The following is an 18,572-nucleotide window of genomic DNA, read 5'->3' on the forward strand; positions in this document are numbered from 1 at the left end:
CGCAGGTCGCGCCGGGCTGCCGGCCGAACACACCCCGGCCTACGGCAGCGTGATCACCACCTTGCCGAACGGGGCGCCGGTACGCAGGTGTTCGTACGCCTTCGCGGCCTCGTCGACAGGAGAAGCCGTAATACACGCCTGCCATCAGGACCGAAGAACGCGATCCAGCAGGAGCGATACAGGACCGTGAGGGCCTTGCGGATGGGCATCCTGCGGTGTGCCCGGCGTCACACGGAACCTTTCCCGGTCCGGTGCCCTCTTCCCGACGACCGGCTGACACCTCGTCAGCCCCGAGAAGGGACCGTGCCGTGCACATCACCAGCGGAACCGCCGGAGCCACCGAACCCAGCACAACGGCCCGACCGACCACCGGCACGCCCACCGCCGCCGGAAGACGCGCCGGTACGGCGGTCGCCGCGCTGCTCACCGCCGATGCCCTCCTTCACGCGCTCTGGGCGACCGGCTCGACCTGGCCCGCCGGCAGCACCGAGGCACTCTCACAGGGACTGCTCAACGCCGACGTTCCGTTCACCCCGCGCACTCTGCTGCCGCTCTGCGCGCTGCTCGGCACGGGCGCCGTCGGCGTATTCGCGCACAGCCGCGGTCGAGGCGGCCGGGTGAGCGCGCTGATCACCGCGGCGGTCGCCGCCGGACTCGCGATCCGGAGCACGGCGGGCGTGGTCTGGGCGGTGGGCATCGGGACCGACCCGGGCAGTACGTTCCATCGCCTCAACCTCGCCCTCTACACGCCGGTTTGCATGGCATTCGGCTACGCGGCCGCACGACTCGCCCTGACCGGATTCCGCCGGACGTCGAGCCGACCGCCCCGGACCCCGGTCGCCGGGAGATGATCACCACCGTGCCGGATCGCCGAACCGAAGACCGAACCGAAGAGCGAAGCCGCGACCGAACCGACGACCGAAGCCAAGGCCGAGTCGAAGACGGAATCGGTGGCCGAGCCGAGCACGGGATCGATCGGGGGACCGAGAACCGCGCCGAAGGCCGGGCCGAGAACCGGGCCGCCGACCGCCGTACGCGTGGCATCGCCCTCGCCCGCGCCGCCCATCGTGGCGACACCCTCGCGATGAGCGACCTGCTCGATCACCTGATCCCCTACGTCGCCACCATCTGCGGTCCGATCGCCCTGGACGCCCGTCAGGACGCGGTACAGGAAACGCTGGTCGTGGTCTTCCGCGCGCTGCGCAACCTCGAGGAACCGGAGGCGCTGTACGGCTGGGTCCGTGCGATCGCGGTGCGCGAGGCGATTCGGATCGCCCGCCGGGCGGGACGCGACACCCCGGTCGAATCGACCGAACTGCCCGCGCCCGGCGACCCGCAGCTGGCCGCCGACATCGACGACGTACTGGCCAGGCTGTCGCCCGAGCACCGCGCCGTACTGGTCCTGCGCGACGTCGAGGGCCTGGACGAACAAACCGCCGCCGACCTGCTCGGCGTCCCCGAAGGCACCGTCAAGTCCCGGCTGCATCGCGCCCGGGCGGGATTCCGAAGGATGTGGACGGCATGACGGAGCCACTCGACTCCGGCAACATCGGACCGGGCGATGCAGAACCCGTACTCGTCGATCCCCCCGGCACCGAACCCATTCGGCTCGAACCCGCCGGCACCGAACCCATTCGCCTCGAACCCCCCGGCGTGGATCCCGTTCGCGTCGACGCGGTGGCCCGCCTGCGTGCGCTGACCGCCGGCATCCCGGGTGCTCGTGTCGTCGAGGGCGTGGTGCCCGCGCCGTTCGCCGACGTCTGGGCGGTGATGGGCGACCTGGAGCACGGCTTCGGCCGGTTCCAGCCGGACATGCGCCGCATCCGGGTGTCCCGGCGCGACGGCGATCGCGTCGAGGCATACGCGCGCAGCCGCTACGGCATGCGGGCCCGCTTCGACGGCATCCTGCGCCCGGGCTGGTGCTGGCTGCAGAGCCGGTTCGTGATCATCGGCATGGCCGCGGTCGCCGAGCACGACACGACCCGGGTCGCCCTCACCGGCGGCGTCCGGGTACCGGGTCGAGCCGCCATCGTGCCGGTCGGCGCCGGACGCGAACTACGCCTGGCCCTGGCTCGATTGCACGCGGTGGTCGGCGACGGCTGAGCCGGCTACCCCCGGCTCGCCGCGAGCTCCGCTCCCGGCGCCGGCGGCGGGTCGTCAGCCGCGCAGCGTGGCGGCGGCCTTGTAGGTGCGCAGGACCGGTGCGGTCTCGATACGGGTGATCGCATCCAAGGCGACGCGGCGAATCAGGTAGTGGTGCAGGGCCTCCGCGTCGCGACACAGGGCGTGGGCGACCAGGTTGGTGGGACCGGTGGTGGCGGCCACGACGGCGAGTTCCTCGTGGCCGGCCAATACGGTGGCGACCTCGTCGAGGCGGCTGGGGGCGACCTGCATCCACAACAGCGCGGACACGGTGGCGCCGAGGAAGGCGGGTTCGATGTCGATGTCGAAGAACAGCGCGCCGCGTGAACGCAGTTGGGTCAACCGGCGAGTGACCGTGGAGGGCGTGGAGCCGGTCGCGGCGGCCAGGTCCGCGTAACCGGCCCGGGCGTCCTCACGCAGCACCGCCAGCAGGCGCAGGTCGGCGTCGGTGAGCGGGTACGGGTCGTCGCCCTCGACGTCGGCGACCGGCACGTCGTGGGCGCGCAGCCGGGCCTCCTGTTCGGGGGTGAGCGCGCCGACCCGGCCGCGCCACGCGGTGAGCCCGCCCAGGTAGGTGTGCAACAGGTAGTGCGCGGAGACCGCGGTGATGCCGGCGGTGCGGGGGATGTCACGCAGCAGGAGGGAGTGGGCGTCCGGGCCGCTGGGCGCGGTTTCGATGATCGCGACGATCTCGGTGCCGCCGGAGGTCAGCCGGACCCACGAGGTGTCGGGGCGGCGGGCCAACGCGACCGCGATGTCGTGCGCGGTGCGGGTGGCGGCGGTCAGGCGGACGAACCACTGATGCGCGCGGGTGCTGCACGGGGTCGGCAGGGCGACCACGCGCAGGCCGCCTTCGGCGTGCAGGCGGCGGTAGCGGCGCACCACGGTCTGGGTCGAGGAGCCGAGGACCTCGGCGATGAGGGTGAACGGGGCGCGCGCGTCCACGTGGAGGGCGTGGATCAGGCCACGGTCGAGATCGTCTAGTTCGAGCATATCCCCCAAAATAGCCGACCCCTATGGAAGTAATCATCGGTTCGACCGCCGAAAGTGGAACCAGACGTGAAGGCCGGACCAGGGTGGTGCTCAAGCGGAACACCGGGACGGCAGACCGGCAGACCGCGGATCCACGCACCGGACGACTCACGGGGGGCCCCATGACCGAGCATCCCACCCAGCACTCCACCGAGCCTGCCAAGCACCCCGCCAGGCACTCCACCGAGCCCACCGCGCACTCCACCGAACCCACCGACACAACCGGCGCCGCCACCCGCACCGCCCACGACGCCCCGGCCGCGCCGCCCGACCGACCGGCCCCCGTCGCGTATCGCCGGCGGTGGACCGCCTTGATCGCGCTGCTCACCGCCGAGGCGATGAACCTCCTCGACGCCACGATCGTCCAGGTCGCCGGCCCCGTCATCCACACCGACCTCGGCGGTCCCGCCGCCGCGATCCCCTGGTACAGCGCCGCCTACACCCTCGCCTTCGCCCTCGGCCTGCTCACCGCCGCCCGTCTCGGCGACATCGCCGGCCGCCGCCGGATCTTCCGAATCGGCGTCACCGCGTTCGCCCTCACTTCACTGGCCTGCGCACTCGCCCCCACCGCCGGCGTCCTCATCGGCATGCGCGCGGCGCAAGGTGCCGCCGCCGCCCTGATCATCCCTCAGACGTTCGGACTGATCCGCGCCATGTTCGACGGCGACGAACTGCCCAAGGCACTGGGCACCATCGGCCCGGTCATGGGCCTGTCCGCGGTCCTCGGCCCGGTCCTTGGCGGCGTGCTCACGCACGCCGACCTGTTCGGCACCTCCTGGCGCGCGGTGTTCCTGGTCAACCTGCCTCTCGCCGCCGCCGTCCTGGCCATCGCCCCACTGCTGCGCGAGGACCGTGCCCCGGTACGCCCCCGCCTCGACCCGACCGGCACCGCCCTGGCCATGATCGGCACCGCGCTGCTGGTGTGCCCACTCACCGCCGGCACCGGCGCACCGAGTGCCGGCGCATGGGCCGCCGCCGCGCTCGGCGCACTCGTCCTGATCGTGTTCACCGCCCACCAGCGCCGCGCAGCCGCCGCCGGCCGCATCCCGCTGATCGAGCCGTCCCTGCTGCACGGTCGCGCCTTCCCCGCCGCGCTGGCCACCTCCACCCTGTTCTTCGCCGTCATGAACGGCGTCATGATCACCGTGGTGCTGCACCTGGAACTGGGCCTGGGCAACGGCCCGCTCACCGCCGGCCTCACCCTGCTGCCGTGGTCCGCCGGCCTGGCCGTCGCCTCCTGGGCCGCCGGCAGCCACCTCGTCCCCCGCTACGGCACCCGTGTCCTGCACGCCGGCATCGCCACCCTCGCCGCCGGCATCGCCACCGCGGCCCTGGCCTACCGGGCCACGCCCGCCGACGACTACCCTCTCGGCCTGCCGTTCGCCCTCGCCTTGGCCGGCCTCGGCGTGGGCCTGTTCACCGCGCCGTTCTTCACCGCCGCGCTGCGCCACGTCTCGCCGCAGGAGACCGGCTCGGCGGCGGGGCTCCTCAACGCCGTCCAGCAACTCGGCGGCACACTCGGCGTCGCCATCGTCGGCGGCGTCTACCTGACCGGCGACAGCTCCGGACAGGCCGCGGGACTGAGCGCGCAGCACGCACTGGCGACGGCCGCAGCCCTGCTCGCCGCGACCGCGCCGGCCGCCTGGGCGATGACCACCCGCCGCCGCGCCCCGATCGGCCCGGCGGAAGCCACCGGCAACGTGCACTGACCCGGTCGCCGGCCGGGCCGTTTTCGAATCAGCGGTCCAGCTACCGACGGGGTTGCATTCTGGATATTAGAAGTCCAGAATAAACCTACGGCGGACGCCCACCAGACCGGCTCCCGCGGGTCGTCGGGCATATACCCCACCCCGCCGCACGCCTCTCATCGAGGGACCCTCACCATCGATTCTGGATATCAAATATCGTGAATAAGCGAGCCCCCCACCCCGGGACCCGATTCCAATCCTCGTCCCGGCCCGCGTCTCAGCCCCAGCTCCAACCTGAGCCCCGGCCCCAACTCCGAACCCCTCCCGAGCCACAACCTCCACCGCTCTCGCCGCCGCCCCCATCACCCCCACCGCCGGCCTCGCCACCATCCCCGGAACCTCCCTCGATGCTCCGGGCCTGGCTCGCCGTAGGCGCCGTCGCGCTCGGGATCTTCTCCCTCATGACGTCCGAACTGCTGCCCGTGGGCCTCCTGACGCCCGTCGGAAGCACGCTCGACGTCTCCGAGGGCACCGCCGGCCTGATGGTCACCGCGCCCGGAATCGTCGCCGCGTTCGCCGCCCCGGTGATCGCCGTTTCCGCCGGCAGGCTGGATCGCCGGGTACTGCTCGCCGCCCTGATCGCCCTCGTCGGCATCGCGAACCTGTCCTGCGCCGTCGCGCCGAACTTCGCGGTGGTCCTGGGAGCCCGCGTACTGGTCGGCGTGGGCGTCGGCGGATTCTGGGCGATCGCGGGCGGCTTGGCCCTGCGCCTGGTGCCACCGGCTCAGGTCGCCCGGGCCACCGCCGTCGTCTTCGGCGGCGTCTCGACGGCGTCCGTATTGGGCGTACCGGCAGGCACCTTCATGGGTGAACTCACCGGCTGGCGCACCGCATTCGCGGCCGTCGGCGGCCTGGGCCTGATCGCGCTGGTGGTGCTGGTATTCCTGCTGCCCCCGCTGCCCGCCTCACCCTCGGCCCGCCCGATGACCTTCCGCGACCTGTCCCGACTCGGTCGCGACAACCGCGGGGTACGAATCGGCCTGGCGCTCACGTTCCTGCTGATCACCGGCCACTTCGTCGCATACACCTTCGTCCGGCCCATCCTGCGGAACGTATCCGGTGTCGACGAAGGTCTGATCGGCGTTCTGCTCCTCGGCTACGGCGTGGCCGGTGTCGCCGGCAACTTCGCGGCGGGCGCCCGGGCCTCGCGGGAGGCACGACGCACCCTGCTCACCATCACGGCCGCGCTGACCACGGTGCTGACCCTGCTCGCCCTCCTGCACGACGTTCCGGCCGCCGGCATCACCCTGCTGATCGTGTGGGGCCTGGCCTACGGCGGCGTACCGGTAAGCCTGCAGACCTGGATGCTCACCGCCGCGCCACAGGCCACCGAGGCGGCAACGTCCCTGTTCGTAGCGGTTTTCAACCTGTCCATCGCCCTCGGCGCCCTCCTCGGGGCACTGGCGGTGGACGGCATCGCCACCGCCGCCGCCCCATGGCTGGGCGCCGCACTCGTGTTCCTCACCGCCCTGACCGCAATTGCCGCCCGACGCCCGCCCACCGGCCGATGACCAGCCACCGAACCGGCCACCCCGGCCGAACCGGCCACCCCGGATCGACAGCGTGACCCACGACCACACCCCCAGCGGCACCCAAAACAGCATCCACCACGGCACCGATACCCGCACCGGCAAGCCCGCCGGCAACCGCACCAAGGAGAACCCGACCATGAGCCGTTCCATCACCATCACCAACCCGGCCGAGCTGCACAACCCGGTGACCTTCGGCTACAGCCACGTCGTCGACGCACCCAGCCCCGACCTGGTCGTCATCGCCGGCCAGTACGGCTCCAACCCGACCGGCGCCGTCGACTCGTCGGACTTCGCAGCCCAGGTCGAACGCTCCTTCGCCAATCTGGGCACCGCCCTCGCCGCAGCCGGCCTGGGCTTCCAGGACGTGGCCCGCCTCGGCACATACATCGTGGATCACGACCACACCAAGCTCGAAGCCCTCCTCGCGGTGATCAACCGCATCTGGGGCAACCAGCCGCCGGCCCAAACCCTCCTCGGCGTCGCCGCCTTGGCCCTCCCCGACATGCTCTTCGAGGTCGACGCAATTGCGGTTCGCCCATAACCGCGTCCCAACGAGTCCAATTGGACTCACCGACCACCCCTCACGCGTGGTCCGAGGCCCTGGTCTCGGACCACGCGCCACGCCCTGACCATCAGGCCGAAGGTGCGCTCCGAGTCCCATCGCGTCTCGGTGAATGCCTGCGGCCCACCGCTCAGTTGCGCAGCTGTGAGTTGAGCCGTGCGGCCTGTCGCGTGAGGTGGTCGCGTTCGGGGAGGCTGGGCGCCGATCGGGCGGCTTCGGCGTAGAGGCGTGCCGCAGTCACCGGGTCGCCGTCACGCTCGTGGAGGTAGGCCGCGACAGCGGTGCGGCGGGGCAGTGCGGGGTCGAGCACCGCCAGGGCGGCCAGGCCGGCCCGTGGCCCGTCGGCCTCGCCGACCGCGACGGCCCGGTTGAGCCGGGCCACCGGGCTGCCGGTGAGGCGCACCAGTTCGTCGTACCACTCGACGATCTGCACCCAGTCGGTCTCCTCGACCGTTCGGGCGTCGGCGTGGAGCGCGGCGATGGCGGCCTGAGCCTGGAACTCGCCCAGGCGGTCGCAGGCGAGGGCGGTCCGAAGCACATCGACGCCCTCGGCGATCAGGCGGGTGTTCCACAGACTGCGGTCCTGCTCGGCGAGAGGCACGAGGCTGCCGTCGGGACCGGTCCGTGCCGGGCGCCGTGCGTGGTGGAGCAGCATGAGCGCGAGCAGGCCCGCGACCTCCTCGTGGTGGGTCTTGGCCGCCAGTTGACGAGTGAGCCGGATCGCCTCGGCGGCGAGGTCGACGTCGCCGGAGTAGCCCTCGTTGAAGACCAGGTAGAGCACGCGCAGCACCGTGGCGACGCCACCGGGTTGGTGGAACCGGACGCCCGAAACGGTGCGCTTGGCCCGGCTGATCCGCTGCGCCATGGTCGCCTCCGGCACCAGGTATGCCTGCGCGATCTGCCGCGTGGTCAGGCCGCCTACCGCGCGCAGCGTGAGCGCGACGGCCGAGGCCGGTGTCAAGGACGGGTGCGCACACAGGAAGTACAGCCGGAGCGTGTCGTCCACCACCTCGGCCGGGCCGGACTCGGGCTCGCCCTCGACGCGTACCTCGCGGTGCCGTCGCGAGGTGTCGGCGCGGGCGGCGTCGAGGAACTTGCGCCAGGCCACGGTGACCAGCCAGCCCTTGGGGTCCCGCGGCGGACCGTCCGGCCACACCCGCACGGCCTCGACCAGGGCGTCCTGCACGGCATCCTCGGCCGCCGCGAAGTCGGCTCCGCGTCGGACGAGGATCCCGATGACTGCGGGCACCAGCTCCCGGAGCAGCGACTCGTTCACTCCGTGACCGTGGGCTGCTCGCCGTAGAACGGGCGTACCTCAAGCCACTCGTGGATCGGCTTCCCGCCCGCACCCGGAGCCGCCGACAACTCGCCGGCCAGTTCGAGCGCCCGCTCGTGGGTCTCGACGTCGATCACCATCCAGCCGGCGATCAGATCCTTGGTCTCCGCGAACGGGCCGTCGGTGACCGGCGGCCGCCCCTCGCCGTCGTAGCGGACGAACGTGCCCTCCGGGGAGAGCGCCTGACTGTCCACGAACTCGCCGGTGTCCTCCAGCCGAGCGGCGAAGTCACGCATGTACTGAACGTGGGCCGAAATCTCCTCCGGCGTCCACTGGTCCATCGCCACGTCGTTGACCGATGCCGGCGCGCCCCGGTAGTGCTTGAGCAGCAGATACTTGGCCATCATGTTCTCCTTGGGGCGGTACGGCCCGGTGGCCGCGTTCACTCGGGGGACGAAGCCGCAGGCGGATTCTCGACATCCCACCGCAACGCATCTTGGCGGATTTCGAAAACTCCGCGCACGCCGCACCGCCGATCCGCCCGGCGCGGGCGACCGCGCGGCACTCAAGCGCGTCGGCGCTCCTCCCGCTGCCGAACCAGCTCCTCGACCGCGCTCGGCAGAGTCGTCTCGAAGTCGATCAGCTTCGCCCACGTCGGGGTCACGACGATCCGGACCATGCCGTCGTAGAGGGAACGCACCTCCGCCTCCCAGTGCACCCGTTGCTCGGGCGTCATCTCGTAGGTGCCGTTCATCCGGAGATACTCGTCCGGGATGCCGTCGACGACGTCCAACTCGGCCCGACCTCGAATGAGCAGGATCTTGGGCGGGTGCGCCTCGGTGTCGATCGTCAGGGCAACCGTGGGGTTCTTGCGCAGGCCCGGGAGCTTCGGGGCGTTCTTCGTAGTGCACATGACGATCTGCGAACCGTTCCAGGTGAACGCGATCGGGACATTGCGGGGGGTGCCGTCCTTGGCGACGTAGGCCAGGCGGGTCAGGTCACGGGCCAACAGTTCCCGGCTGATCGGTCGGTTCAGAATCTCGGTGATCTCGTTGGGTTGCACGGTTGTTCCTCTCGTTGTCGTTTTCCTGGTCCGCCCGGCGCCCCCTCGGGCTTGCGCACGCGAGTGGTGTGCGATGGCGGGAAGTGGACTCATCGTTTCCGGCGGCCGGTTCGAGTAACCATGCGGCCGCCGTGGAGCGCCGCACCGACCTGCCGCCAGAGGATCCACGCGAAACGCGAGTCGGATCGCTCCGGTCGGCGAGCCGCGGGCTCGCGGGCCGGCGACGATGCGGTCGATGCCCACGTGCTCCGTCCGTTCGATCAATGTGGTTCTCCTTCGTCCCGCGGCCCGTCGTGGCCGCTGGTGTCCCCGGGACGGAGCCGGCGCCACCTTCTCGACATCCGAAAGCGTGCCGATTTCCAAAACCTGCTTCCGGCCGTCACCGCCCCAGGGCACCCACCCGCGCCACCAAGCGAGCGCCCGCCCGCGTGCAAGCCGATCCGCTCACGGACCGGTGCTGCAGAGGTCGAGGCGGCTGTGCATGTGAACCGGCACGCCTCGGCCCCCGTTCGGCTCCGTGAAGTCGTGCCGTCGTGGCGTCGTGGCGTCGTGGCGTCGGACATCGCCCCGTGAAGCCGGGGCTGCCGGCGTGGACTCCGGGGTGATGCCGAGGGCGGTCACGCACGGGAGGTCGAGCGCGTGGACGGCGATGTAGTAGCGGTGCCTGCCCGCCGGCGGCGCGGCACCGACGTAAGCGGCCCCGGACACGGGCGCGTCCATCGAATTCCGGTCGGCGGAAGACCTCGTACCGGGTCGCCGGCGCGCGGGCGACAAAAGACAAAGGCAAGGAGTTCCCACTCCTTGCCTGTCTCAACATATAGCGCACCGGGGGCCTTGCGGCAAGGCCCCGGTCGTGCTTCAGAATGCTCGTTCAAGGCCAGGACCTGCGGATATGACAAGATTCGTGAAGCTCGCGCGTCGTTGTCGACGGGTGAATTGCGCGGCGAACGTCGCACCGCCGATGGGACTCGCGGGTGCGGTTGCAGGGATTCGGCGCGCAGGTGCGGGTGTACCTGCCGCCGACTGCCCTAAGCAGTCGGCCGAAATCCAATCTCGTTGAATGGGCGTTTTGATGATTGACGTAATCGTGGTCGGCGGCGGACCGACCGGCTTGATGCTGGCCGGCGAGTTGCGACTGGCGGGTGTGCATGTGGTCGTGCTGGAGAGGTTGACCGAGCCGACCGGGCAGTCCCGCGGGCGCGGCCTGCACACGCGCAGCGTCGAGCTGATGGACCAGCGCGGCCTGCTGGACCGGTTCCTCGCGGTCGGTGAAAAGTTCCAGGTCGGCGGTCTCTTCGGCGGTGTCGTCAAGCCGTGGCCGGACCGGTTGGACACGGCGCACCCGTACGGCCTCGCCATCTCGCAGCCGGCCACCGAGCAGCTTCTCAACGACCATGCCCTCGAACTCGGTGTCGAGATCCGGCGCGGCTGCGAAGTGGTCGGGCTGAGCCAGGACGAGGACGCGGTGACCGTCGAGTTGGCGGACGGCACACACCTACGCTCGCGCTACCTCGTCGGGTGCGACGGCGCCCGCAGTGCGGTGCGCAAGCAGCTCGGCGTCGGTTTCCCCGGCGAGCCCGCCACGGTCGAGACGCTGCTGGGTGACATGGAGGCGACCGAGGATCCGGCGAAAATCCAAGCCATCGTCGCGGAAGTGCAGAAGACCCACCTGCGGTTCGGCGTCATCCCCGACGGGGACGGGGTGTACCGCGTCATCGTGCCCGCCGACGGCGTGGCCGAGGACCGTGCGACCGCGCCGACCCTCGATGAGTTCAAGCAGCAACTACGGGCCGTCGCCGGCACCGACTTCGGCGTGCACTCGCCGCGCTGGCTGTCCCGGTTCGGTGACGCCACCCGGCAGGCCGAGCGATACCGGGTCGGCCGAGTGCTGCTGGCCGGCGACGCGGCGCACATCCACCCGCCGACCGGCGGGCAGGGGCTCAACCTCGGCGTACAGGACGCGTTCAACCTCGGCTGGAAGCTGGCCGCCGCGGTCAACGGCTGGGCACCGGAGGGCCTGCTGGACAGCTATCACACCGAACGGCACCCGGTGGGCGCCAGTGTGCTGGACAACACCCGCGCGCAGATCACCCTGCTGGGGACCGATCCGGGAGCGACCGCGCTGCGGGAGCTGTTCTCGAAGCTGATGGACTTCGAGGAGGTGAACCGGTTCGTGACCGGCCTCATCACCGCGGTCGGGGTCCGCTACGACTTCGGCGAGGGCCACGAACTGCTCGGCCGGCGAATGCGGGACGTGCAGCTCAAGCAGGGTCGTCTCTACGAGCTGATGCGCGGCGGCCGCGGCCTGCTGCTCGACCGGACCGGCCGGCTTTCGGTGGAGGGCTGGGCGAATCGGATCGACCACGTCGTCGACATCGGCGAGGACTTGGACGTGCCCGAGGAACTGGACATGCCCGCCGTGCTGTTGCGGCCGGACGGACATGTGGTGTGGGTCGGTGAGTACCAGCAGGATCTGCTCAGCCGGCTGCCCGAGTGGTTCGGCGCTGCCACCGGCTGAGCACGCCGGTGCAGTTCGAAGGGGACGGAACCCGTCCCCGGCCGGGCTCGGCGCTACTCGGTGTTTTTCCGTGCGTCTCAGCAAGATCCTTCGCGATGCGTTGCGTTGCTGGGCGTTTCGAGGTGGCTCGGTGCCGCGGGCCCGACGGATGCGATCGGCGCCGGCGGCAAGTCCGCCGGCGCGGATCGCGGCATCCCCGGTCAAAGCGCCTCGACGAGCGTACGGTCAATGGCCGGCTCGATGCCGGCCCGAGCGCACCGCCCGTCAGCGCCACCCTGCCGACCCAGCCAGGTCCGGCGGGAACAGACTCGGTCAGGTGTCACCCGGCTTGAGTCGCAAACGGACCAACAACGACGTTCAGAGGCCAACTCAAGCGCCGACTACCCGAGCGCAGTCCGCCTCGCATGCTCATGGCACCTCTGCGGCGGCGCTCTGACCTGCGCCGATGCTGTGTACGCCGTTCTGAGGGGCTGAAACGGGAAGGTGCAGGGGATCACCCTACCGACCACTGATATCGGCTTAACCGGGAGTTCCGGTATATGCGCAGGTCAGATGGGGTCTCTCGGCTGCCGATGGTGGGTTCTCGAGTCGATCTTGCCGAATCGTCACGTCGCGTGCGTCCGCAGGCGAGACCGAGGGGTACTTCGAGGACGATGCAGTTGGTCCTCCGGGCGGTTGGTCGTCCGGGCGCGTCGGATTCCGAAGTGGCAGCCGGAAGTGGGCGTGGCTGTGTTACGGCGGGAGCACCGGAAGATGGTGGAGATCATCCCGGACGCGCCGGGCCCGTGCGGGCCAGGCAGATCGTGCCCAGGCTCGGGCCGGCCGCCCAGGCCGGGAAGATCGAGGGAAGGCGGTCGAAGCTGAAGCGGCTGGTCGAGCGGGAATGGCTGGACGAGGACGACCCGGGGCTGTTCACCGCGTCCCGCCGCTGGGCGTCATCGCCCACGGCGTCATCTCCAGGCCCGGAAGCCCGGGGCGAAGCCTGAGCCGCCGACCACCTGACCACGATCCTCGCCGGCCACGCCGCCCTCACCGCCCGCGCCGCCATCGACATGCTCGCCCAAGCCGAACACAAGCAACTGCCCACACCCCTGAGCGAGTCCGTCGAGGTCTGCCGACGCTACCCGACCGGCCAACTCGACCAACTGGGCTACGACGCCGCCCACGAAGCCGGGTGGCCGATCGCCACCGGCGCGGTCGAAGGAGCATGCCGTCATCTCATCGCCGACCGCCTCGACATCACCGGCGCCCGCTGGGCCTCAACGACGCCGAAGCCGTCCTCCACCTCCGCCCCTTCGTGGCGCGCGACGCTCGGCGGGGGAGTGTGCCGGAGCTGCGCGGCGGAAACCGAGGCCGGCCGGCGTGCCGATTCTCGAGTGCTGTGGGTGGAAGAGAGCGATCCTTTGATGCACCAGGGCGGCCCGTGGCGGCTGCGCGGCTTCCGGGAGTTGATCCCGGGACGCGACTCACTGGGATCAGGGTGCTCGTCTTCGCTGAGAGTGCATGGCCCTTGCGGCAGCCCCTGCGGCGACCCTGCTACCGAGGTTCTCGCTGCTCTTCACCTTCCTTGGCGATTGCGTGTGCACCGATCTCGGGCGTGCGGATGACAGGATCGCGTCGAGAGATCAAGGCAGCGTGCATCCAGAGTGCCTGGATGCTCCCGATGCGGCAGCGCGAATTTCATCACTGCCAGAAGTTGGAGATGATTCACGTGCGGAGGACCGGAGAGCCCTCAAGCGCAGATTCTGCTGCCCATGAGGAGCCGTTAGGTAGCGTGTTCGCAGCGCAAATCCCGAGTATTCGACTCGCCGGATCAAGACGGACGACACGCGCTTCCCGCATCGAGCCCCGCGACGACGAGCCCACAGACTAGGGCTCTGACCTGCTTGTTTCACAAGTTCACAACTTGTGCAACGCAAGATGTTGCACATGCTGGAGCAGGTAATGCACGGTAAGTTGTTCACGTAACTGTTCATTGTCCTGTTGCGTAAACTGTTCTCGAACATGCACGACGTGATGCACTGCAAGCTATGACGCAACATGTTCGGCTTGTTGATACAGAATAAGTCCGTCGACTTGCAACGCTAAAACGGCGCCTGTGCGGGCGGGCGTGCGGGCGTCTGTTGCGGCGGGCGTGTGGCCGTATGTGCGGGCGTATGAATGAACGTGCGGACCTGCGGATGGGCGTAGGGACGGGCGGGTGAAGCTACGGGCGTATGTACGGCTGTATCTGCGGGCGGACCTATGGATGGCTGGATGGCTGGGTTGATGGGTGGGCGTGCAGTCGGACGGGCGGGCCAACGGATGTTGATGCGGGTGTTGCTTCGGATGGATCAGTGTCCGGGCGGGCATGCAGCTGGATGGCTGACTGGGACGACGGCCGGGCGGAACACTGGCTGTGCGGATGGGTCTACGGCTCTGCGGACGGAGCTATGGGCGGACACATGGCTCTGTGTATGAGTGGGCGGAGCGATGTTGGGATGGGCGGATGAATCTGCGGACGGGCGGTCGTGACAGTGGGTGGAACGAACTATGGGTGGTCGGCTGGATGGACGTACGGGCGAACAGATGGGTCTGCGGATGGGCGGACGGATCTTCGGATGGACCTTGGGATGTACGGGCGTACAGATGGATGGGTGACCGGATGACTGGCCGGGCGTCCGGATGGATGGACGGTCGGAACGAGCAACAGATCGATCGAGCTGCGGGCGGCTCTGTATTCGGACGCACGGATTGATGGATGAACGTCCGAACGGGCGGCTCGACGAAGCAGCGGTCGGGCGGCTCAAACGCTCTGCGGGCGAAGCGCTGTGCGTGGGTAGCGGCGGGCGTACGGCCGGAACGACGGGCGGGCCGAACGACGGGCGGGCGGCTGCCCCGGTGTATCTGCGGATTGATCGGACGATCCACGGGACACGCACTGGATGGCCGAATCTGCGGCCGGGCCTATCTACGTACGGCCCGATCCGACGGTCTTGCGAGCAACCGAGCTACGGCTCACGGGACGGCCGGCGCGACGTCCGGCCGGCGCGACAGCGCGATCGAACCGCGTTGCTCGCGAGCGACGGACGGTCCAAGCAACGCACGATCAGGTCAATCTCGGTAGCGGCGTGCGGCCGACACACACAAGCTCGCGGCGCGCGGATCTGCGGCTGTACGGGTCTCTCTGCGGCGCCGTGGAGGCTGAACGGGCGGAGCGCACAGCTGGACAAGCAAACGGCCGCTGTGGGGCTCTCACGGACAACAGAGCGATCCACCGAGCAACCGGCGGGCGGATGGCACACACGGTCGCGGACCAACCGTACGAACACGCGCACCACCGGGCGGGTGGGCGGACGCCCGGATCACCGCGCAGGCCTCCGGGCGAACGGACCGACAGACGGATGCCCGGACAGGCGAACACGCGACCGGCTGACCGAGTGGGCGGGCAAACGAACGTGCGGACGGCCAAGCCGACGGCCGACCCGTCACAACGCGCAGCATCGCCGGATCGCCGGTCCCCGCGTGCCGATCATGTGCCGATCGCGTGCCCCTCGTGTGTCGATCGGGGAGTTGCGGGTTCGTGGCGGTGGTGCGGAGGGGTGATGTTGCCGGCCCATCCGGGGTGTCCTCGGATGCTCGTCCCGGGTCGACCATTGGGCCCGTGTCTCGATATGTCGAACCGATGCCCTATAAATCGAGAGTTCCATCCCCAATTCGTGCGCCAAAAGAGTCTGTTGGGGGCGCTGATTCGGCCGACCAAACGGGTTAACCAGGACATACGGGTGGGTTTTCCGAGTGTCACAGTGAATTTTGAGAATCCGCTGCTAACCTGACAGACAAAACTTAGGCCGGACCCCTCAAGGACGTCTTGAAGGATCTGCCCGCTAGATCCTGGTTCGTTGCGCTTTCGGGCTTCCGACGGAAGTATCGAGCAGCTACCCCGGAGGTGCGTCGTCTTCCCTGTCAGGTGCAGCGGACGGCTCTGACAGGCCACCGGCAGAAACCCGGCTCCCGCAGGCGGTCGGTCGCTCTACTTCGAGAGGACGCACGATGGGTGCAGTAGTGGCGGTGGCCAGCCAGAAGGGGGGTCCCGGGAAGACGACGACGACGGTGAACCTCGCGAGCGCTCTGGCGATCAACGGCTTTCACGCCCTCGTGGTCGACCTGGAGCCCCAGGCGCAGGCCGGCGTCGCACTCGGCGTCGTTCCACAGCCCCAGCGCTCGGTCGGCTTCGCGCTCTACGCGCAGCTGAACGGCATGACGCCCGACGTGCCGGAGATGATCTTCGACCGCAGCGAGCTGCTCAAGTCCTTCGAGACCACCGGCAGCCTCAGCCTCTTCGGCTCGGTGCAGAGCACGATGGTCGACGCCGAACGCAAGATCGCCGGGATGGACTTCTCCACCACCGGGATCCTGCGGCGCATCCTCGAACCCATCCGGCGGACCCCGACGATCATCCTGATCGACACCCCGCCCAGCGTCAGCGCCCTGTCCGCGGTCGCCCTCGCCGCCGCCGACTTCGTGGTCGCGGTGTGCGAACCGCTGTACGCGACCGTCCAGGGCGCCGCGGTGATCAAGGGCCTGACCGCCGCCACCTCCGAGCGCACCCTCGGCGAGTGCGAGCCGCGTTTCATCGGCACGGTCATCAACAAGGCCAACGCCCCGTCCCGCCGCACCAGCGAGGACGACCAGGTCGAGCAGCGACTCGCCGACTACGGCCTCGACCCCTTCCAGACGCAGATCCGCCGGGACAGCCGGATCTCGCAGGCGTACGAAATCGGGCGCCCCGTCTGCATAGAGCAACCGAACATCGCCGCGAGCGTTGCCTACACCGAGCTGGCCATCGAACTGTTCGACCGTGTGAAGCAGGCAGCCTGATGACAGACGAGAAGCCCGCGCCCAAGTCCAGGGCCAAAGCGCGAAAGGCCCCCGCCGTCCAGTCGTCGGTCCTGGCTGCCGCGCTCCAGGACGCCATGAACGGCAGCTTCCTCAACTCGGGCACCGATTCGACGGCGGCGCTTCTGGCACAGATGGGCGGCGGAAGCGGATCCGGCGGTACGACCTCGGGACCGCCGTTCAAGAACGCGGCGCCGACCGTACCGGCTCCCGCACCCGCACCGACCCCGGAGCCCGAGCCGGTCCACGCGGCGGCCGCACCCGCCGCCGATGAGGCCACCGCTGCGGCGACCCCGCGCGTCGAGGCACCGCAGGCCCCCACAGCCGTGTCCCAGCCTGCCCAGGAACCGACTCCGACCCCGGAGACGATCGCGGAACCCACCGCGGAACCCGCGCCGGAAGCAACCGTGACGGCGACCCCCGAACCGGCGGCTCACGCCCGGGCCCCGCAGCCCGAGTCGGCAGCCCACGCCGACCCCACCCGGGGCCCGACAGCCACCGCGCCGCCCACCCCGGAACCTCTCCCCGAGGCGGCTCGCCCGGAGCCGACACCCGAGCCGGCCCCCACCGCACCTGTCCTGGCCGTCGAACCGACACCCCAGCCCACGCCCGAGCCCGCAGCAGCCCAAACCCCGGCTCCAACTCCGGCTCCGGCCCCCGTCGCCGAACCAACCCCCCGCGCGCCCGAGCCGGTCCGGGCCCCTCCGCCCCAGCCGCCCCAGCCGGCCAAGGCGTCCGCACCCGCCAAGGCCCCGGCCGCCCGCGCACCGCGACGCAGCGCCCCCGCTCCGGCGGCGGCCGCACCGACTCCGGTCGGTACCGGATCCGCCGAGGAGCGTTCGGCGCATGCTTCGCTGCTCGAAAGCTTTCTCGACGCCCGGATAAACTCCAAGGGTTGGGAGACCTGGGGTTTCCGGCTCCTGCCCGACGTCAAGGCACGCTTGGGCAAGCGGCTCACCGCCGACAAGCGTTCGTCGCAGAACCGGCGGCTGGCGCTCGGCCACTACCTCAACGCCGCATTGCTCGAACTCCCGGAGGACAACGACGAGCAGATCGAAATGATCCGCTCGTTCCTGCGCGCCAGGGGCGGGATCACCGACCCGAGCCAGTCCTCCAGCTATCGGGTGAGTCCGGCCGTGTACGAACTCGCGCGCGACCTGGACACCGAACTCACCGCGACCGAGAAGCGCGGTCTGGTCGTGTACCTGTTCTCGGCCGCCGTCGAACTGTTCCTCGAACGCCTCGACGCAGAGGGCGCCCTCGGCCGCCCGGAGATCTTCTCGCCGCAGCAGTGACCCGCCGTCGACGGGCACGGAGGACACCCAATCCCCCGTGCCCGTCGGCGGCACTCTCATGCCACCCGCCGGAACGTCTCGCGTAGGACAACTCCCGCAGACGGCAGCCGAGAACGCCGACCGGCACCCCCGGATCCCGCGTATGGCGGCGACGGCAGAGCGGCAACGAAAGTCACATTTCATTCGTGGCCGCAGACCACGAGCAGCCCGGCCCGCGCGGCAGCCCCACACCCTGGCCCGATCCCAGGCCAAGACCCGCGCCCTGCGCACGACCGGTGCGGCACCTGCGGAGAAGGCCACACCTTCGTGTGAATATCGGCGAACTCGTGCGCATCCATGAGAATTCATGAGAATCCGCGTGAATTCTTGCGAACTCACGCGAATCCCTTCCGCCTGCGCACTGCGGCCTCGACCTCGATCTCGAAACATTCGTCCGAATCGTCCTGTTCATATGCATAGGACTCTCCGATCGGGCGAAGCAGCGCGCCAAACACCCGACTTCGCGGTGCCTCACCGCCTCACCACC

15 protein-coding genes and 1 pseudogene are annotated in these 18,572 nt (G+C 70.0%); 9 read left to right on the forward strand and 7 right to left on the reverse strand.

Features of this window, described 5'->3' with window-relative positions; all coding sequences use genetic code 11:
• The first annotated feature begins 308 nt into the window (after window positions 1–308).
• From ABZS54_RS13880 to ABZS54_RS13890, 3 genes are all read left to right on the forward strand, one after another.
• On the forward strand, window positions 309–851 hold the full coding sequence (locus tag ABZS54_RS13880) for a DUF3995 domain-containing protein (protein ID WP_355534470.1): 543 nt from the start codon (window positions 309–311) through the stop codon (window positions 849–851).
• Window positions 852–1,084: 233 nt separating this feature from the next.
• A complete protein-coding gene (locus ABZS54_RS13885) occupies window positions 1,085–1,525 on the forward strand; it encodes an RNA polymerase sigma factor (RefSeq protein ID WP_355534472.1) in 441 nt (146 codons plus the stop codon).
• Complete coding sequence (locus ABZS54_RS13890; RefSeq protein WP_355534474.1) at window positions 1,522–2,103, forward strand: hypothetical protein; 582 nt, start codon at window positions 1,522–1,524, stop codon at window positions 2,101–2,103. Before ABZS54_RS13885 ends, ABZS54_RS13890 begins: the two co-directional genes overlap by 4 nt.
• Window positions 2,104–2,157: 54 nt before the next feature.
• Here the strand turns inward: ABZS54_RS13890 and ABZS54_RS13895 are convergent, their stop codons facing one another.
• Window positions 2,158–3,135, reverse strand: a complete 978-nt coding sequence (locus tag ABZS54_RS13895) for an Lrp/AsnC family transcriptional regulator (RefSeq protein ID WP_355534476.1) — start codon at window positions 3,133–3,135, stop codon at window positions 2,158–2,160.
• Window positions 3,136–3,296: 161 nt separating this feature from the next.
• On the opposite strand from ABZS54_RS13895, the gene ABZS54_RS13900 reads away from it, so the two are divergent.
• The 3 genes from ABZS54_RS13900 (at window position 3,297) to ABZS54_RS13910 (ending at window position 6,995) form a co-directional block, all read left to right on the forward strand.
• Complete coding sequence (locus ABZS54_RS13900) at window positions 3,297–4,883, forward strand: MFS transporter (RefSeq protein ID WP_355534478.1); 1,587 nt, start codon at window positions 3,297–3,299, stop codon at window positions 4,881–4,883.
• A 386-nt stretch (window positions 4,884–5,269) separates the two neighbouring features.
• On the forward strand, window positions 5,270–6,433 hold the full coding sequence (locus ABZS54_RS13905) for an MFS transporter (RefSeq protein WP_355534480.1): 1,164 nt from the start codon (window positions 5,270–5,272) through the stop codon (window positions 6,431–6,433).
• 157 nt (window positions 6,434–6,590) lie between these two features.
• Complete coding sequence (locus tag ABZS54_RS13910) at window positions 6,591–6,995, forward strand: RidA family protein (protein ID WP_355534554.1); 405 nt, start codon at window positions 6,591–6,593, stop codon at window positions 6,993–6,995.
• Window positions 6,996–7,146: 151 nt separating this feature from the next.
• Here ABZS54_RS13910 and ABZS54_RS13915 read toward each other — a convergent pair whose 3' ends face one another.
• From ABZS54_RS13915 to ABZS54_RS13930, 4 genes and pseudogenes are all read right to left on the reverse strand, one after another.
• Window positions 7,147–8,292 carry a DUF6596 domain-containing protein gene (locus ABZS54_RS13915; protein WP_355534482.1) on the reverse strand — a complete coding sequence of 382 codons (1,146 nt, stop codon included), beginning with the start codon at window positions 8,290–8,292 and terminating at the stop codon, window positions 7,147–7,149.
• Window positions 8,289–8,696: a YciI family protein gene (locus ABZS54_RS13920; RefSeq protein WP_355534556.1), complete on the reverse strand. Its 408-nt coding sequence runs from the start codon at window positions 8,694–8,696 to the stop codon at window positions 8,289–8,291. Before ABZS54_RS13920 ends, ABZS54_RS13915 begins: the two co-directional genes overlap by 4 nt.
• 161 nt (window positions 8,697–8,857) lie before the next feature.
• The gene (locus ABZS54_RS13925; protein WP_355534484.1) at window positions 8,858–9,355 is read right to left on the reverse strand and encodes a pyridoxamine 5'-phosphate oxidase family protein; all 498 of its coding nucleotides are present in this window, start codon (window positions 9,353–9,355) and stop codon (window positions 8,858–8,860) included.
• Window positions 9,356–9,937: 582 nt separating this feature from the next.
• Window positions 9,938–10,075 (reverse strand): annotated as a pseudogene (locus ABZS54_RS13930) (YbhB/YbcL family Raf kinase inhibitor-like protein); the annotation flags it as partial.
• Window positions 10,076–10,427: 352 nt separating this feature from the next.
• On the opposite strand from ABZS54_RS13930, the gene rox reads away from it, so the two are divergent.
• A complete protein-coding gene (rox, locus tag ABZS54_RS13935) occupies window positions 10,428–11,873 on the forward strand; it encodes a rifampin monooxygenase (protein WP_355534486.1) in 1,446 nt (481 codons plus the stop codon).
• A gap of 763 nt (window positions 11,874–12,636) precedes the next feature.
• Here rox and ABZS54_RS13940 read toward each other — a convergent pair.
• Both ABZS54_RS13940 and ABZS54_RS13945 read right to left on the reverse strand, forming a co-directional pair.
• Window positions 12,637–12,819 carry a hypothetical protein gene (locus tag ABZS54_RS13940; RefSeq protein ID WP_355534488.1) on the reverse strand — a complete coding sequence of 61 codons (183 nt, stop codon included), beginning with the start codon at window positions 12,817–12,819 and terminating at the stop codon, window positions 12,637–12,639.
• A gap of 4 nt (window positions 12,820–12,823) precedes the next feature.
• Complete coding sequence (locus ABZS54_RS13945) at window positions 12,824–13,090, reverse strand: hypothetical protein (protein WP_355534560.1); 267 nt, start codon at window positions 13,088–13,090, stop codon at window positions 12,824–12,826.
• 2,815 nt (window positions 13,091–15,905) lie between these two features.
• Between ABZS54_RS13945 and ABZS54_RS13950 the strand changes: the two genes are divergently transcribed.
• Window positions 15,906–16,733: a ParA family protein gene (locus tag ABZS54_RS13950; protein WP_079026817.1), complete on the forward strand. Its 828-nt coding sequence runs from the start codon at window positions 15,906–15,908 to the stop codon at window positions 16,731–16,733.
• Entirely contained in the window at window positions 16,733–18,046 is a 1,314-nt protein-coding gene (locus ABZS54_RS13955; protein WP_355534490.1) for a hypothetical protein, read from the forward strand. The genes ABZS54_RS13950 and ABZS54_RS13955 overlap by 1 nt, the downstream gene beginning before the upstream one ends.
• Window positions 18,047–18,572: the final 526 nt, after the last annotated feature.

It is taken from the genome of Embleya sp. NPDC005575, from assembly GCF_040605455.1.
In the GTDB taxonomy this organism is placed as follows: Bacteria; Actinomycetota; Actinomycetes; order Streptomycetales; family Streptomycetaceae; genus Embleya.